The sequence below is a fragment of the Labrenzia sp. THAF187b genome, assembly GCF_009363375.1.
Classification (GTDB): Bacteria; Pseudomonadota; Alphaproteobacteria; order Rhizobiales; family Stappiaceae; genus Roseibium; species Roseibium algicola.
On the sequence record NZ_CP045344.1, the window covers coordinates 765,993 to 782,231 of the forward strand.

Genomic DNA, 16,239 nt, shown 5'->3' on the forward strand with positions numbered 1-16,239 from the left:
CTCCCTTTGATCCGCCCGCGCAACCTCGCCAAAAGAATATTGCGCGATGCCGGACAAATTTTCTCAGATCTTCCCGTCTGCATAATTCACCTATAGGGAATGCAGACCTATGCGTGTACTTGTCGTCTTTCTCCCGCAAGGTACGCCTCGGACCGCATCTCGATCAACCGGGAGGCTGTCCGGTCGAATTCAAAGGCTTCCGTGCCGTCCTCGCCGACGTAAAGATCCTGCGGCTCGGCCTCAGCCGATACCACCAGCTTGATGCCGTTATCGTAAAGCGTATCGATCAGATTGATGAAGCGCTTGGCTTCGTTGCGCCGCGCCTTGGACAGCACGGGCACGTTGTCCAGAAACACCGTGCCGAAGGCATGAGCGATGCGCAGATAATCACTTGCCCCCAACGGCTGCATGCACAGGTCGTCGAAGGTGAACCTGGCCGCTCCCGCCGCAACACAGGGAACGGCAATCTTGCGGCCCTTGTTCTCCAGCTCTTCGGAATGCGGTGTCATGCCGTGCGTCAGCTTGGCAAAGAGCTCATCCATCTGGGCGTTTGCACTCTCGCCAAGAGGCGTGACATAGACCGGCGCACCAGCAAGCTTCTCCAGCCGGTAATCCGTCGGACTGTCCAGATGCAGCACTTCCACCTTGGAGGTCAGCATCTTGATGAAGGGCAGGAACAGCTGGCGGTTGAGCCCGTCCTTGTAGAGGAGAGACGGCTCGACGTTGGACGTGGCGACAACGATGACGCCGCGCTCGAAAAGCTGGGTGAACAGGCGGCCGAGGATCATGGCATCGGCGATGTCGGTCACCGAGAACTCATCAAACAGCAGCAGCCGCGTTTCTTCGGCAATCTGGCTCGCCACAGGCGGGATCGGATCGTCACCCTTGACCTCGCCGCGCTTGTGCGCCTGGCGGTGGGCATGAATGCGCTCGTGCACATCGGTCATGAACTCGTGGAAATGCACACGCCTTTTGCGGCGGATGACCGTGACCTCGTAAAAGAGGTCCATCAGCATCGTCTTGCCGCGCCCGACACCGCCCCACATGTACAGCCCCTGTACGGAGGCCCAGAGCTGGTTCTTCTTGTTGGCGAACAGCCAGCCAAGTGAACTTTTCTTGGAGGCCAGGCGGGTTTCGGCAAGACGGGTGTTCAGGAGATCGAGCTGTCGCACCGCCTCCCGTTGCACGGGGTCTTCCTTGATCTCACCCGACGCGATGAGCGCGTCGTAGCGGGCGCTCAGGGCGCGGTTGACCGGCAGTTCCATCTTCAAGGGTGCTGCTCCCTCCATGAGAATTCATGGGGTCTTGGACGTATCTATTTGCACGGCGGAATAAGGTCAAAACGTCGCAGATGCAAGTCATGATATGGTTGCATACGATCACACATTCTTACGGATTTGTTTTTCAACCGTTTGAAATTTAAGGATTTCAGACCTCATGTCCATTCCGTTGCTCCCACATAATCCGGACTGGTTTCGCCAGGCTGACCTGCTGATCGACGACCTCGGACATCTCCTGGGAGCAAGGGCCCTGCGCCTGGACCATGTCGGGTCCACGGCCGTCCCTGGGCTGATTGCCAAACCCAAACTTCATATCGATGTAACGCTGGCTCCCGGATTTTCACCGGCTGCACTCAGCAACGACCTCCTGCTGTATGGCTACCATGATCTCGGCGCCCGCTTTCGGGAAGACGGAGTGCAAATGACCCGGCCAGCCGGGCCAGGCCCCCGGTCGAACGAGAGGGAAAATCAAGAGCTGATTATCGCGCATCGGCTGTGTCTGTGTGCATCCGATTGCCCCTCACCTGAGCAGAGGCGCAAGTTTCGAGACGCCTTGCGCGGCGATGCCAGCCTTGCCGGGCGCTACGCCGCCCTGAAACGGAACCTTGCCCTCAAGGCCGGTTCGCCCTCCGACTGGGAAACATACAATTCCGGCAAGACATCCTTCATCGAAGGCGTGCTCTCAGGGGAAGGTATGCGACTGATCCAGCGATGACGCTCCTTCCGGCCCCGCCATCACTGCCCCCATTGACGGAACACTGCACCCAGCAGCCCGGTTCGCAATTCACTGATAATGGGCAGAAAAACACAGACCGAAGCTTGAGGAACTCGAAACAGGAAGGCAATACGCCCTCTGAACAAACAGCGCCCGCAACCGGTGGGAGGGTTACGGGCGCAGGGCACAGGGAGGGGTCCTGTGCGGGAGGAACGCAATCATGAACGCCCAAACGGCTCGGCCTGACTGGACCCGGCCATCATGCCTGTGCCCGGCTGAGCGCAAAAAGCACTCAGACAACGCTTAGCGCAGGTAAAGGGCCGTCTTGCGACCGTTCTGGACTTCCTGAAGATAGAGCAGCTGGGCAACCAGATAACACTCGGACTGGTCGTCCAGATTGGCCTTGCGGCCACGACCGTCGGTCAGCAGCCAGGCATTGCCGGACTTGACGACATCGCATTCGATTGGTGCGGCAGCATCGAAACCGGCCTTCTTGAACAGCTCCGTACCGACACGGCTGCCGGTATCGTCGTCCAGACCCTTCATCGCCATGCGCAGGCTGCGATAGGCCTTGTGAACCGACAAGGTTGCGACGATGGCAGTGACGACTTCGTCTCCTTCCATGGCCGCGAAGCGCACAACGCCGCCTTCCTGCGGAATGATGGAATTGGAACAGGGCGTGCGCTGGACATCGCCAAGCGTGGTCCATTCGGAGCGCAACGTCACGGTTGCAGGCTGACGAAGGGCCGCCATTTCCTTGGTGAGCCGCTTTTCTGCAGTTTTTTGCGGATTCTTGGCGGTCCGATCCATACGGGCGGACACCCCGGCCACGGTTCCGCCGATGCGCAACCGGCGGAAGACGATGACATCGCGCATAAGATCGGTTCGCTCTACCCGCCAGCCGGCATCAAGCCAGGCGTTCTGGTGAACGAGACTGCCGCCGGAATTTGCCCACCATGTCCGGTGTTCCCGGGCGCTCTTGGGCAGCGACGAGCCTATGATATCTTCGACTTCGTTCAGCTTGGCCGCCCAGACAACATCTTCCAGTCGTGCCAAGTGTTCCCGCAGTGGTTCATATTTTGACATTTGCACAGCCTTTCCGGTAGCTATGCAAATATACACCTATAGCGCGAGCTGTCCAGCATAAATACGGAGGGGCCTTAACGGTACAGCGAGATCGGCGATCCGGTAGACGTCTGACCGTTGAACTGGCCGGAAGCGCTGGAGTAAAGCTGTGCAACGATCAGGCCGGTGCCGTCCTTCAGAACCACCTGATTGCCACTCAGGTCCCATGCAGAGATCCCGGACAGTACAGGCGAAGCACAACCTCTGGTATTTGCACGGTAGCCGCCGGACCATGTTGTCAGCGTCATGAAGGCCATGCAGTTGTCGCCAGCGGAGGTGATTTTCCAGCCACCCAGAAGGTCTGTCCGGCCAACTTCCTTGGCATCGGCAGGCGCTGCAACCGGGTTGCTGGCCAGGTCGGTCGGCTGAGCCGACGGATCGTTGAGACCGCCGGCCGGCGCGTTGGGATCAAGCGGTGCAAGCTGTCCCGAGCCTACGGGTGTAGTCGGGGTCGCCGGCAGCGGTTCGGCATAATTCCGGCCTCCGGACAATCTCTGGCAACCAGCTGCCAGGACCACCAGGCCGACGATCAAAACAAACTTTCCCGCGCGCATCATGACGAATCAATCCCTCACCTTCGTCCCAATATGGGAGCAACTCTTAGCCCACAATTTGTCGAAAATCCAAAATCCTGAGAATCGACCGTTTTCTGATCGCTCAGGCAACCCGGTTCGAGACGGCCTTGCCTGCTGTTTTTGGCGGCTCCACAAGCCTGTCGATCGCCTCGGCAATCTTCTCGAAATAAGTGGCGCAGGCACCAAAACCATCCGGAAAAGGCGGTTTTGCGGCAATGTTCCACCAATGGCTCGATGTCGTGGTCTTCCATTGCGGCGGCAAGGCTACCGGCACCTGGTCAGCGAGATAGACGACCCTGTCGGGAATTTCAGCATGCGGCATCAGGAAAATGTCGATCGGCTTGGGCGCAAGCCCTTTGGCATCAATTCCCCGTGCTGACAGTATCCGGCGCACATGCCGGCTCAGTTCCTGGGAAGGAGCCACACCTGCGGAGAACGCCCGCATCAGACCACCTGCCCGAAAATTCAGATAGGCTTCGGCCAGGGGCGACAGCAGGCTGTTGTCCGGACAGACGAACAGAACGGTTGTTTTCGACAAGGGGCATTCCTTCGCGGCTGCGGCCCATGCCAATCACGTCATGGGCGGCCTCCCCCTAGCGCCGGGACGGGAAGACTTTATGACAAACCCGGGGCAACATCGAAAATCATGAGGATATCTTCCACGAGCCTGATAGATATGCGCACAAACGCTCGCGTGCAGCCCGGTACCCCGCTGCAGCCTCATTCCGGGTATTCGCGCGCAAGACCTGCAACACGTTCCTGAGGAGCCCACATGCCCGTCGCCTTCTGGTGTGTCCTTGCCGCCGCCATCCTGCCGCTGCTTTCCGTCTTTCCGGCAAAACTGGACAAGTCCTTCGACAACGCCCGCCCACGTGACCCGGACTATTGGCGAGACGGTTTCCGCGCCCGCGCACAGGGGGCACAGGCGAATGGCTTCGAGGCATTTCCCCTGTTTGCGGTTGCCGTTTTCGTTGGCCTCAACCAGGGCGGCGACCCGCACTGGATCGACAGGCTCGCCGTGCTTTTCGTGTTACTGAGGATCATTTATATCGGCTGCTACTGGGCGGACCGCGCCTCGCCGCGCTCGCTTGCCTGGGCAGCCTCCTTCTTGACATCGCTGGCAATTTTCACCAGTTCCCTATGGAGCTGAGCCGCCGATGGGCGGATTCCGATCCTGAAATTCGTACAACGATCATTTGCACCAAGAGGCTGATTTCGTTAACGATGCATCGGAGTGAGGCAGTAATCTCGTGGGCAGAGGTGCATTGTGCGGACGACCGACCAGACGACAGACACCTTGCCGACGCGCCGTCAGGCCGCGGCACAGAGGCAGATTTCTGAGCAGCATATCGTCGACCTTCTGATTGCCGAACGGGGCAAGCTGGTGATGGCCAGCCCGTGGTGGCCCTTCATCAGACCCTTCGCTCACAAGATCCTTCGCTACAAGTCCGCCGTCGAAATGGCCGACACCATTGCGCAGATGGAAGCGCTGGAGGTTTTTGCCCATTTGAGCGGATTGCTGTCGCTTGACGTCACCACGCTTGGCCTTGAACGGGTTCCGCAGGAAGGCCCCGTCGTTCTGGTGTCCAACCACCCAACCGGCATTGCCGACGGCATCGTCCTTTATGATGCGATCAAGTCCCGCCGGAACGATCTAGCGATCTTTGCTAACCGCGATGCCATCCGCATCAACCCGCGCCTTGCCGACATGATCATTCCGGTCGAATGGCGTGCTGACTTCAAGACCCGCGAAAAATCCAAGGAAACGATCAAGCTCGCCTCCTCCGCCTTTGCCAAGGAGCGGGTGGTGGTGCTGTTTCCCTCCGGGCGCCTGGCCTATTGGCACGACGGCAAGCTGACAGAACGGCCCTGGATGACGTCAGCCCTGGCGCTGGCACGCAAGAACAAGGCCCCGATCATTCCCATGCACATGGGCGGGCGCAATTCCGGCCTGTTCTATTTTCTTGCGAGAGTGTCGACCGAATTGCGCGACATGACGGTCTTCAACGAATTGCTCAACAAGGAACATGCCAAGTTCAACGTGCATTTCGGCAAGCCGATCCGGCCGGAAAAACTTGAAGGCGACCTTGGCGATCTGACCGAACAGATGCGCATTCACTGCGCCGAAACGCTGGCGACGGATCCGGACGCCGAGTTCTAGGTGCCAACGCACCGCCTCCACGCGTCTCCTAAGCATCTGATTTTTTGATGCTCTGACCAGGGCCTGCACGTCATCCACAGGCGCGGTTCCGCCTTCATTGCCCTTCTTCCGCGAATAAGACATTGTGCGGGAGAATCAAAGGACCCGTCTCACCCATGCCCGTTTCGCCCGCTGTTGCCGCGGAGGAAGTCATTCCAGTGCAGCATGCCGTTGCTCCGACCGTGCGTCCGGAGCCGAAGCCGCTTGCGGTTCTGCAGAAGGTTTTCGGCTACAGCAGCTTCAGGGGCAAGCAGCAGGCGGTGATCGAAACGCTTGTGGACGGCAACGACGCTGTCGTTCTGTTTCCAACCGGCGCAGGCAAGTCGCTCTGTTACCAGATCCCGGCGCTGTGCCGGCGTGGGGTCGGCATCGTCGTCTCGCCGCTGATCGCGCTTATGAAAGACCAGGTCGGTGCGCTTCGCGCCGCTGGCGTTCAGGCCGCGGCCCTCAATTCCACGCTGTCACCTGAAGAACAGGACGGCATTCGCAGTGCCCTGCGCCGCGGTGAAATCGACCTGCTCTACGTGACACCGGAGCGGCTGGGCACCGAGAGCTTCCGCAAGTTCCTGGACACGCTGCAGATTGCCCTTTTTGCCATCGATGAAGCGCATTGCGTCAGCCAGTGGGGACATGACTTCCGTCCGGAGTACATGTCACTGTCCTGTCTGCGCGACCGCTATCCGGGCGTGCCGCGTGTGGCGTTGACCGCGACTGCCGACCCGCACACCCAAAAAGACATTCTGGCCCGCCTGCAGCTGGAAGACGCCGCCGTCTTTTCCACCAGCTTCGACCGGCCCAACATCCGCTACGAGATTGTCGAGCGCACCAACCAGCGCCAGCAGCTGCTGGATTTCCTGAAGAAGCACTCCGGCGAGAGCGGCATCGTCTATTGCCTGTCGCGGGCAAAGGTCGAGGACATCGCCGAATGGCTGACCTCTAAGGGCATCAGGGCCCTGCCCTATCATGCCGGCCTGCCCGCGGAACAGCGCTCAGCCAACCAGGATGCGTTTCTGCTGGAAGAAGGGCTGTGCCTGGTGGCGACGGTTGCCTTCGGCATGGGTATCGACAAGCCGGATGTGCGCTATGTCGCGCATCTGGATCTGCCGTCTTCGGTCGAGGCCTATTACCAGGAAACCGGCCGCGCAGGCCGCGACGGCGCTCCTTCCGAAGCCTTCATGGCTTACGGCATGGCAGATCTGGTGCAGCGCCGGCGCATGATTGCCGAGGGCGATGCACCCGAGGAGGTCAAGCGCGCGGAAAATGCCAAGCTGAATGCGCTTCTCGGCATCTGTGAAACGGCCGGTTGCCGTCGTCAGGCCTTGCTGGCCCATTTCGGCGAGACCTACCCCAAACCCTGTGGCAACTGCGACACCTGCCTGTCCCCGGTGGAGACCTGGGACGGCACGGAAGCTGCCCAAAAGCTGATGTCGGCGATCTATCGTACTGGTCAACGTTTCGGCACGGCGCATGTCATAGATGTGCTTCTGGGCAAGACCAACGAGAAAAGCACCCGCTTCGGCCATGACACGCTGTCGGTTTTCGGAATTGGTCAGGACGTGCCGCAGAAGACCTGGCAGTCGATTGCCCGTCAGCTTGTCGCCGCAGGCTACGTCGATGTCGACCATGCCCAGTTCGGTGCTCTGGTTCTGACGGAAAAGGCGCGGAGCGTCCTGCGCGGTGACGAGAAGCTCGCCTTGCGCAAGGACCGGAGCGCGGCTGGCCTGAAACGGACGAGTTCTTCACGTACGGCCTCCATCGCCGATGAACTGGACCATGAAGACAGGCTGCTGTTCGAACGCTTGCGCAGGCTGCGCACCCAGATTGCCCGCGATCAGGGCGTACCGCCCTATGTGGTGTTCACAGACGCGACGCTGGCTGGGATATCCGCTGCGCGCCCGGTGACCGAAGATGCGCTGCTGGCCGTTTCCGGTGTCGGGCAGTCCAAACTTGAAAAATACGGCGAGGCGTTCCTCGAGCTGGTCGAGGCATTTGAAGCCGGCGTATGACCGCCACGATGGTTGCCGATGAAATCCGGTCAACCGTCCTGCTGCAGGCAGAGCTGATAAACCCCGGCAAGATCCGACAAGGTTTCTTCATCAGGATGCGACAGGAAACTGTCGATGATGTCCCTGAGCGCCAGATGCATGTTCCGGTGCTGGCGCAGACGCCTGTAGGACGAGCCGAGCTTGTAGATCTGTTCGATTTCCTCATGCGAGAAGAGGTCCAGACCCGCAATACCCAGCACGACACCAAGATCAGCATTGGTGCGGCGCGTCAGGTTATGGGCAATCAGGAACCCGAACAGGCCGGTGACAAATCGGTTTTCGAAGCACAGTTCGTCAAAGTCCCGCTCGACCACTTTCAGCACGAGCTTCATGATCGACACGGTGGCAGCTGCCGCAAATTCGGTCGGTGTGTTGGTGTCACAGATCTCCAACCCTGCTGCTTCCAGCATGGCGGCGGTGGATCTTCGAAGGCGGTCTTCCGTCTCGACGGCTCTCAATTCAGAAATAAATTCCGGCTCTGCTGTAACGCGACTTCCAAACAAGCTCAGCATGTTAGCGTCCTTTCAGACGTAAGCCCACTGAAAGTATGTAGTGTACACCTTACCCTACGGCAAATTGATGCCTGAAAATTCGACGAAAATGCTGTTCTTTTGGGCCGTTCCCCGCGGAAACGGCCCATTTTCGAATGTTATGACCCTGCCTTGGGCAACCCCTTGAAGGCTTCGCTGCCCCACACGGCCTTGACCTGTGCATCCCTGCCGCACCCTTTCCTGTAGCCTTTGTAGGCGTCGGCGCGGGTGACGTAGCCGAAGCGGGTGAGCGTACGAACCTGGCTCTTGTAATAGGCCTGATGGTAGTTCTCGGCGGGCCAGAAAACGGCCGGAGCCTCTACCGGCGTTACGATCTTTCCGCCGAGTGCCTTTTCCGCCTTCGCGATTTCCGCCCTGGCCTGTTTCGCCTGGGTTTCGTCCAGAGGATAGATGGCGGTGGAATAGGCATGTCCCCGGTCGCAGAATTGACCGCCGGCGTCCGTCACATCGACGGTGCGCAGGAAGATTCCGACGAGTTCGGCGTAACTGATCTTGTTCTCGTCGAAATCGACCCTGACGACCTCCCGGTGACCGCCACGATCATAATCCTTGTAGGTAGGGTTCTGGGTCTCCCCGCCGGCATAGCCGGAAACGACATCGCGCACGCCGGGAAGTTTTTCGAGATCGGATTCAACGCACCAGAAGCATCCTCCGGCAAGCACCGCGGTTTCGGCCTGTGCGGTACCCGGTGGCATCGACGCCACGAGCGCGGCAAAGAAAGTGAGCGGGAGCAGGCGTTTCATGTCAGGTCCTCCGGGCAGCTGGTTGTGGTCGACCTTTCCTAAGGGGCGCCAATCTGGTGAAGATGGCGAAACCCCGAACGGAAAGACGACCAGCGCGCTTGGGTTTCGAGCTGTGGTCTTCGACTTTGAAATGCGCTTCATGGGTTGGAAGACCCGTGAAGGCACTTCGAATTCTACCCGAAAGAGGTAACGCGCCCGGCGGCTGAGACAAACTCAACTCCGCTCGCCAAACCAGCACATGCCCGTGAGCCTGGCGTGAGGCCCCTCATTTCGGGCAGCCAAAACCATGTCCGATCAGGCCGTTCTCAGTCCTCCCAGGCCTTGGCCGCCTCCTCAAAACCGGCGAGTTGCGGTTTGACGACGCAGAACCGGTGACCGCTGGTTGCCTGCATCACTGTCCAGCCGTCCAGTTTCTGGACGATGGTCGCGCCCAGACCTTCGAGCCGGGCAACTTCCTTTTCCGGATCGTCGGTTTCGATATCCAGATGCACGCGGGAGGGATGCTCGACAGACTGGAGCAGGATGCCGATTTCATCTTCCGTGCCGATCAGACGGCGATAGCGTGGGTTTTTCGGCTCAGCTTCAACGGTGCGCCCGAGCGCACCGGCCCAGAATTCCGCATGGCGGTCGATATCGCCACCTTCACAGTCGATCACCAGATCTCCCAGCCGGCTCTTGTGCATTTTTTTCTCCAAATTGAAATCAGGAAACAAGGACTTATTCAGGCAGGTGACAGACCGCCTCGATATTCAGACCATCCGGGTCGAGTACGAAAGCACCGTAGTAATTTTCGTGGTACTGCGGCCGCAGGCCCGGTGCGCCGTTATCCTTGCCACCGGCTGCGATCGCAGCCTCGTAGAAGGCATCGACGAGCGCCCGGTTCGAAGCTGCAAAGGCAACATGCGCCGGTGTTCCGGGGGCTTTGCCTTCACCAATCCAGAAGTCCGGCTTGTCCTCGCCGAAACCGCAATAGGCGGGTCCACCCGTCATTTCAGCGGTGACGTCCATCAACACCTTGATGCCAAGTGGCGCCAGGGCCTTTTCGTAGAACGCACGAGACGCCGGAAAATCACTGACCGCAAAACCGATATGATCAAGAATGGACATCACGTCCTCCCACTCACCTCAATAGAACAAAATAAGAACATTTAAGGAGGAATTGCAAGCCTCGTTTTAGAGCTACGATGCGCTCAACCGGCAAATGCCAAGCAAAATCGGCGGCGCAGCGAAGCCACACCGCCGACCGGATTGGCGACATACCGGAATGACAGAATGACCGTCAGACCGCTCCGGCTTGCGGCCCCGTGCCAACCTGTTGTTGCCCGGACCAGTCGATCCGCTGGGTGGCAAACATGGTAACGGCAAGTGACAGGAACCCGATCATCGAACCGATCAGGAGCGCGTAGTCCTGCTCCTGCATGAGCGCATAAAGCACGCCGAATATCGCAGCCAGGACCGCAAGCATCACGCTTCCGGCGAGACGGCTCTTGAGCGAAGTCCCGATATAGAGCGCATTCAGCAGCGTCGCGGCGGCAGCGGCGACAAGATAGGCCAGGCCGTAGCCAACATGCTCTGCAAAGGCGAGCAGCATGACGTAGAAGACGATCAGGGACAATCCGACCAGACCATACTGGATCCAATGGACCCGCCATCCGGAGCGCATTTCCAGAACGAAGACCGCCAGGAAGGTCAGACTGATGAAGCAGACTGCGTATTTCAACGACCTGGAAATGGTCTGATAGAAATTGACGGGTTCAACGAATTGCACTCCCAGAACCTTGTTTTGCAACGGCATTTGGGGTCCGAGCACCAGTTTTGGAATGCCGCGAGCAAGATAGGGGATGGTCCAGGATGCGTTGAAACCGGCATCGCCGATTTCTCGGGCTTCCGGCAGGAATGCCCCGGTAAAGCCGGGATGCGGCCAGTCAGATTGAAGGGATACGCTGGTCGTTTGACCGGCCGGGGCAACGTAGAAAGCGGTGGAGCCGTTCAGCTGCATGGGGATGTCGAAAGAAAACCCGTTTCGCCACAAACCCGCAGCGACAGGTGCGTTGATACCGGACGCGTTGATCGTGGCAACAGTCCGCCGTATCGGCTCCATGGTCAGTGGCCCGAGCCCAGGCTCGAACGGCACGGAACCACTGTCGTTCAGGACCAGTGCGACCTCGCTTTTCAGCGCTGCAATGTCGCCGATGCCGACCACAAGAACCGCCTTGTCTCCAGCAATGTCGATTTGCCCACCGAACTGCGGCTGAAAGTTTTCGGACGACGTTGCGGCGAACCGGCCTTTCAATGTCACGCTGCCATGATAGACGGGCAGCGAATAGATCGATTTCCTGCGCTCCTGAACGGAGATGTCGCCACTCACATCCAGCTTTTCCGGAAACAGGATGGCAGTGTGCCAGCGAATTTCGGTCTTGGCGTTTTCTCCGGTGGAAACAGTGAAGGTCTCGCTGAACGGAACAACCAGGTAGGGTCCGTTGATCTCCTGGATGCCACCCCAGGACCGGGCGATGTCCTGAGCGACATCCCGGGCTCTTTCGGCCCGTTCTTCCACCAGCACCCAGACGAACAGGCTCGGCACCAGCAACATCACGGTCAACACTCCGATGATCACGAACTTGACTGCCGGAGACCCAAGAAAAGACGTTCGGCGGACCGGCTGTTCACGGGGTGAGCGGGGCTGCGAAAATTGAGATCGCTCCTGCGGTTGTTCAATGGTGTCGTTTTCAGTATCGCTTGTCATGCAAATCAACCCTCTGCCAGAAGGATGTCCCGTCAGGCGGGCACCCGGTCAACAGGGCGATCATTGAAGACAGAACAGGACACAAAAGGGCGTGGCCGAGCGGCTTTTCAGTATTGTTTGTGCAGTTCCTGTGCAGTGGCTCAAAAGTTGTTGGATTGCTGCCTCATTTTTCCTGTCTATTTCACAACTCGCACTTGTGCGTACCGGCGGCGCAGTGCCAGAATGGCAGAACCCTCGGAATAACCAACAATGCATCCATTAAGCGACATATCTACCGCGGCCGCGCCCGCCTATGCCCGACGTGCGGACTATCTGCCGGCGCTGGTCAAGCGGCTCGATCTCTTCAAGAGTGAAGCGCACCGGTATCTGCTGGTGGCGCATCTGTTTGACGACACAAGGCGCATGATCGATGCGCTGGAAGGGGTCATGGATTTCGATGCAATCATCGGCATCCCGTATTCCTCCGGCAGTGATGTGACACGGCTGAAATGGCAGGCCGTATACGGCGACAAGGTCCAGTGCCCGAAGACCGAGCCAGAATTCAAAGAGGACCTGGCCAAGGCCTTGCAGAAGAGCCTGGATGCCTGCCGGGCCTCCGACCAGAAGCTCGTCATTCAGGAAGTCGGTGGTTATGCCGTCGAATTGCTGCACGAGCGGTTTCAAGATCAGCTGCACCTTGTCGAAGGCGTGGTGGAGATCACCAAGCAAGGCGTGTGGCGGGCCGGGCAGACGCGGTTGCGGGTGCCTGTGCTCCACTGTGCCGACAGCGAGCTGAAGCGCCTGGAAGCTGTACGCTGCGGCGAGACCATTGCCCGGTGCCTGGATGGGCTCATGCGCGATCTCGGCAACTCCTTGGCCGGCCGGCGCGCTGCTGTCTTCGGAGCAGGCTGGATCGGCTTCGGCGTGGCCAAGGCCCTGCGCCGGCTGGATGTCATCGTCTCGCTGATCGATGTCGACCCGCTTAAAATCGCAGAAGCAAGGTTGTCAGGTTATCCGGCGACCCTTCATCCCATGGATCTCGAGCAATGCGACCTGGTTGTCGGGGCAGCAGGGCGCTTGTCGATAACCCGGGACGTGCTGCAGCAGCTTCGCAACGGCTGCCTGGTGGCGAGCGCCAGTTCCCGGCGTATCGAAATCGACGTCGATTTTCTGGAACAGTCGCCAGCCTGCGACATTCATCCGTCGATCAAGGCTTTCCAGCTTCCCGGCCAACAGGGGGCGGACAAGCAGATCTGCCTCGTCAACGACGGCTACCCGGCCAATTTCATTCCCGGCTCCGGCAGCGTTGCCGATGAAGTGGTCGAGCTGATCCTCGGCGAACTGATCGTGCTGATGGCCGACCTGACCACCTACACCTACGAACCCGGCATTCACCGCTTGGCGACAGAAGGAGAGGCAGTGTGCACCAAACTCTGGATCGAACAGAGAGACCAGACCTAGCGGATGATGAGCAATCCGAAGTTACGGTCCATTCGCAGTATCTGGTCAAGAAGCTCGCGAACGCCCAGAGGAACCTGTACGGAACGGTGAAGTTCGACATTGTCGCCCGCACCATCCGGGACTGGGCACAAGACCTTGGTCGGCCGCCGCGCATTCTCGATGTCGGTTGCTCGACCTCGATTTCGAAAGAATATCTCGCCGACACCGGCCTGGATTTCGACTATTGCGGTGCCGATTATGAAGCGGCGTTCGAACCGGACATCGTGCTGGATGCCACCCGTCTTTCCGAACATCGCGACGACCTTCCCTGGCAACCGGATGTGATCGCCCTTCTGGACGTGCTGGAGCATCTGCCAGGCCGTGGCCCGGCGATCGAATCCGTGATGCGTCAATGTGGTGAGGTCATTGCGCCGGGTGGACTGATCCTAGCCGTGGTCCCGCAGCTTTATCGCCTCGACCGGCTGAAGCTGGGCCACCTGCACTACGCCGAGCACCAGGTCCGCATGACCTTGAACGAATGGTCGGAGATCATCGGCGGCGCGGTCACGATCGAGTCGGTGCACGGCATCGGCTATCTCTCGTGCCTGCCCTATCTGCCGATGCTCAGCCCCTGGTACGAGGAAACCAACCGCCACGGGAAACTGTTTCACCACCTGCGCGGCAAGACCTTCGAATGGGGCCCGCTGAAACCCGCTGAAATCGCCCTTACCCGCACGCTTGGTCGTGTTCCCGGGTTCAGAGGCTGGTGCAACAGCTCGCTTCTGGTGTGTCGGGCTAAGGGGTGATGCCGGTGGAGCTTTTCTTGAGAACGCGGTAATCCCGGCTCAGCTTCGGTCCTACCAGAACAGGGCACCGTGAAACGCAAAAGCGTTTTCCCGCGTCATTCCGGACAAGGAAGGCGCGCAGCCGACCGCAGATCCGGAATCCAGAAATATGCTGCGCGAATAGCGCTGCCTTATCTTTCCAGAGTGTTCGCTCCGCTCACGCTGATATCTGGATTCCGGATCGGTGCGCAGCTTCACTGCACTTGTCCGGAATGACGGTGGCAAGGTCGTTCGGAACCAATACAAAAAAGGCCGCCCCCGTGGGACGGCCTTTCAATTTTCTGGTGCCGCGCAATTTAAACCCTGCGTTCGACCATCATCTTCTTGATCTCGGCGATTGCCTTGGCCGGGTTCAGACCCTTCGGGCACGCTTGCGAGCAGTTCATGATGGTGTGGCAGCGGTAAAGCCGGAACGGATCTTCCAGATTGTCCAGACGCTCGCCGGTGGCCTCGTCGCGGCTGTCGATCAACCAGCGATAGGCCTGCAGAAGGACGGCCGGGCCGAGATAGCGGTCGCCGTTCCACCAGTAACTCGGGCAGGAGGTGGAGCAGCAGGCACACAGAATGCACTCATACAGGCCATCAAGCTTCACCCGGTCTTCATGCGACTGGCGCCATTCCTTTTCCGGGGCTGGCGATACTGTCTTCAACCAAGGCTCGATCGAGCGGTGCTGGGCATAGAAATTGGTCAGATCCGGCACAAGGTCCTTGACCACCGGCATGTGCGGCAGCGGGTAGATCTTGACGACGTCGCCGGCAATCTCGTCCATGCCCTTGGTGCAGGCCAGAGTATTGGTGCCGTCGATGTTCATCGCGCAGGACCCGCAGATACCTTCGCGGCAGGACCGGCGGAAGGTCAGTGTCGGATCGATCTTGTTCTTGATGTAGATGAGACCGTCGAGCACCATCGGCCCGCAATCGTCCGCATTGATGAAATAGGTATCGACGCGCGGGTTGCGGCCATCGTCCGGGTTCCAGCGATAGATGCGGTATTCACGCAGGTTGGTGGCGCCTTCCGGCTTGTCCCACACCTTGCCTTCCGTCACCTGGGAGTTCCGGGGAAGCGTCAGCTGAACCATCTCGTTACTGCTCCGCGTTGGGCCCTTGGTTTCGCGTCCAGGGCCAAATCGTCTTTCGCTCAGGCAGAGAGCTCAAAGACCATGTTGTCATTCGTCTGGCCGGTAACCCCGTAGCCGCGGTTTGCCAGTTCACTCAGGCAATCCTCGGTCCAGTAGGGCCGGCAATTGGTTTCAAGCAGGATCACGCGGGGCCAGAGGCTCCGGTCCGCGTGCCTCAGGAAAGGCAGGACCACACGGTCCTCGAAGCCTTCCACATCAACTTTCAAAACATCGATCCGGGTGAGGCCCTGATCGTCGGCTATGGCCGTCAGCGGACGAACCTTGACGAAGGTCGGTGTCCAGTCGCCAGCCCATTCGCCGGTGGTCAGGTCCTTCACGAATGTGGCAAAGCCGCAGTTGCTCGGTTCCTGCCACAGCGGCAGCGTATCGTCGCGCGGGCCAACGGCCGAATTGACCACCGTAACGGTGTCCAGGTCGTTTGCACGTACGTTGAAGCCGAGCTTCGTTGCCGTCTGCGGGTTGGCTTCGATCGCAACAACCTCCGCGCCGAGACCGGCGGCAAAGATCGAATAGGAACCGATGTTGGCGCCGATATCGACAAACACCTTGCCCTTGCCCAGATGCGGTTCGATCAGCTTGTGCTCTTCGCGCTCCGGCAGGCGGCCCTTGGCCAGGATCTTGCGGTCGTCATAGTTTTCACCCGGATAGATCCGGAACTTCAGACCGTCGGCTTCCAGGTCGTAAGGGCCCTTGAAGAACCGCGCCACCAGGGAGCGGATACGCTTGCGCAGGCCCTTGGAAAGGTCGTGCCGGTCGGCAAGACGCCAGGCAGCCCGGACCATCCGCTCGGCGGGATATGTGCCGAACGGACTTCTCGTGTCCAAAAGGGTTGCCACCTGGCTCACCGTGCCGTCTC

General features: G+C 59.4%; 17 protein-coding genes. 6 read left to right on the forward strand and 11 right to left on the reverse strand.

Going from position 1 to position 16,239, the window contains the following annotated elements; genetic code table 11:
- Window positions 1-107: 107 nt before the first annotated feature.
- Window positions 108-1,265, reverse strand: coding sequence for a cell division protein ZapE (zapE, locus tag FIV03_RS03550; protein WP_031268680.1), 1,158 nt, complete (start codon window positions 1,263-1,265; stop codon window positions 108-110).
- Window positions 1,266-1,437: 172 nt separating this feature from the next.
- Here zapE and FIV03_RS03555 point away from each other — a divergent pair, with 172 nt between their 5' ends.
- Window positions 1,438-1,995 carry a GrpB family protein gene (locus FIV03_RS03555; RefSeq protein ID WP_152508689.1) on the forward strand — a complete coding sequence of 186 codons (558 nt, stop codon included), beginning with the start codon at window positions 1,438-1,440 and terminating at the stop codon, window positions 1,993-1,995.
- A gap of 303 nt (window positions 1,996-2,298) precedes the next feature.
- Here the strand turns inward: FIV03_RS03555 and FIV03_RS03560 are convergent, their stop codons facing one another.
- The 3 genes from FIV03_RS03560 to FIV03_RS03570 form a co-directional block, all read right to left on the reverse strand.
- Complete coding sequence (locus FIV03_RS03560; protein ID WP_022999021.1) at window positions 2,299-3,081, reverse strand: hypothetical protein; 783 nt, start codon at window positions 3,079-3,081, stop codon at window positions 2,299-2,301.
- Between the two features lie 74 nt (window positions 3,082-3,155).
- Window positions 3,156-3,677, reverse strand: coding sequence for a protease inhibitor Inh/omp19 family protein (locus tag FIV03_RS03565; RefSeq protein ID WP_022999022.1), 522 nt, complete (start codon window positions 3,675-3,677; stop codon window positions 3,156-3,158).
- A 100-nt stretch (window positions 3,678-3,777) separates the two neighbouring features.
- A complete protein-coding gene (locus tag FIV03_RS03570) occupies window positions 3,778-4,233 on the reverse strand; it encodes a hypothetical protein (protein WP_208984382.1) in 456 nt (151 codons plus the stop codon).
- 234 nt (window positions 4,234-4,467) lie between these two features.
- Between FIV03_RS03570 and FIV03_RS03575 the strand changes: the two genes are divergently transcribed.
- The 3 genes from FIV03_RS03575 (at window position 4,468) to recQ (ending at window position 7,901) form a co-directional block, all read left to right on the forward strand.
- Window positions 4,468-4,845, forward strand: coding sequence for an MAPEG family protein (locus FIV03_RS03575; RefSeq protein ID WP_022999024.1), 378 nt, complete (start codon window positions 4,468-4,470; stop codon window positions 4,843-4,845).
- Between the two features lie 117 nt (window positions 4,846-4,962).
- The gene (locus FIV03_RS03580; RefSeq protein WP_022999025.1) at window positions 4,963-5,856 is read left to right on the forward strand and encodes a 1-acyl-sn-glycerol-3-phosphate acyltransferase; all 894 of its coding nucleotides are present in this window, start codon (window positions 4,963-4,965) and stop codon (window positions 5,854-5,856) included.
- Window positions 5,857-6,011: 155 nt separating this feature from the next.
- The gene (gene recQ / locus FIV03_RS03585) at window positions 6,012-7,901 is read left to right on the forward strand and encodes a DNA helicase RecQ (RefSeq protein WP_022999026.1); all 1,890 of its coding nucleotides are present in this window, start codon (window positions 6,012-6,014) and stop codon (window positions 7,899-7,901) included.
- A 29-nt stretch (window positions 7,902-7,930) separates the two neighbouring features.
- Here the strand turns inward: recQ and FIV03_RS03590 are convergent, their stop codons facing one another.
- The 5 genes from FIV03_RS03590 to creD all read right to left on the reverse strand — a co-directional run bounded on the left by FIV03_RS03590 (window position 7,931) and on the right by creD (window position 11,980).
- On the reverse strand, window positions 7,931-8,452 hold the full coding sequence (locus FIV03_RS03590; RefSeq protein ID WP_022999027.1) for a hypothetical protein: 522 nt from the start codon (window positions 8,450-8,452) through the stop codon (window positions 7,931-7,933).
- Between the two features lie 137 nt (window positions 8,453-8,589).
- Window positions 8,590-9,186 (reverse strand): peptide-methionine (S)-S-oxide reductase MsrA, encoded by a 597-nt coding sequence (msrA, locus tag FIV03_RS03595; RefSeq protein WP_152511807.1) that lies wholly within the window; start codon window positions 9,184-9,186, stop codon window positions 8,590-8,592.
- Window positions 9,187-9,539: 353 nt separating this feature from the next.
- Window positions 9,540-9,917, reverse strand: coding sequence for a VOC family protein (locus tag FIV03_RS03600; protein WP_152508690.1), 378 nt, complete (start codon window positions 9,915-9,917; stop codon window positions 9,540-9,542).
- A 34-nt stretch (window positions 9,918-9,951) separates the two neighbouring features.
- Window positions 9,952-10,335, reverse strand: a complete 384-nt coding sequence (locus tag FIV03_RS03605) for a VOC family protein (protein WP_173013972.1) — start codon at window positions 10,333-10,335, stop codon at window positions 9,952-9,954.
- 178 nt (window positions 10,336-10,513) lie between these two features.
- Window positions 10,514-11,980 (reverse strand): cell envelope integrity protein CreD, encoded by a 1,467-nt coding sequence (creD, locus tag FIV03_RS03610; protein WP_152508692.1) that lies wholly within the window; start codon window positions 11,978-11,980, stop codon window positions 10,514-10,516.
- A gap of 249 nt (window positions 11,981-12,229) precedes the next feature.
- Between creD and FIV03_RS03615 the strand changes: the two genes are divergently transcribed.
- Both FIV03_RS03615 and FIV03_RS03620 read left to right on the forward strand, forming a co-directional pair.
- Window positions 12,230-13,420 carry an S-adenosylhomocysteine hydrolase gene (locus tag FIV03_RS03615; protein WP_152508693.1) on the forward strand — a complete coding sequence of 397 codons (1,191 nt, stop codon included), beginning with the start codon at window positions 12,230-12,232 and terminating at the stop codon, window positions 13,418-13,420.
- Window positions 13,381-14,205, forward strand: coding sequence for a methyltransferase domain-containing protein (locus tag FIV03_RS03620; protein ID WP_209009847.1), 825 nt, complete (start codon window positions 13,381-13,383; stop codon window positions 14,203-14,205). The genes FIV03_RS03615 and FIV03_RS03620 overlap by 40 nt, the downstream gene beginning before the upstream one ends.
- Before the next feature lie 335 nt (window positions 14,206-14,540).
- Here the strand turns inward: FIV03_RS03620 and FIV03_RS03625 are convergent, their stop codons facing one another.
- Both FIV03_RS03625 and FIV03_RS03630 read right to left on the reverse strand, forming a co-directional pair.
- On the reverse strand, window positions 14,541-15,323 hold the full coding sequence (locus FIV03_RS03625) for a succinate dehydrogenase iron-sulfur subunit (protein ID WP_031268685.1): 783 nt from the start codon (window positions 15,321-15,323) through the stop codon (window positions 14,541-14,543).
- A 59-nt stretch (window positions 15,324-15,382) separates the two neighbouring features.
- Complete coding sequence (locus FIV03_RS03630; RefSeq protein ID WP_031268686.1) at window positions 15,383-16,228, reverse strand: FkbM family methyltransferase; 846 nt, start codon at window positions 16,226-16,228, stop codon at window positions 15,383-15,385.
- Between the last annotated feature and the right edge of the window lie 11 nt (window positions 16,229-16,239).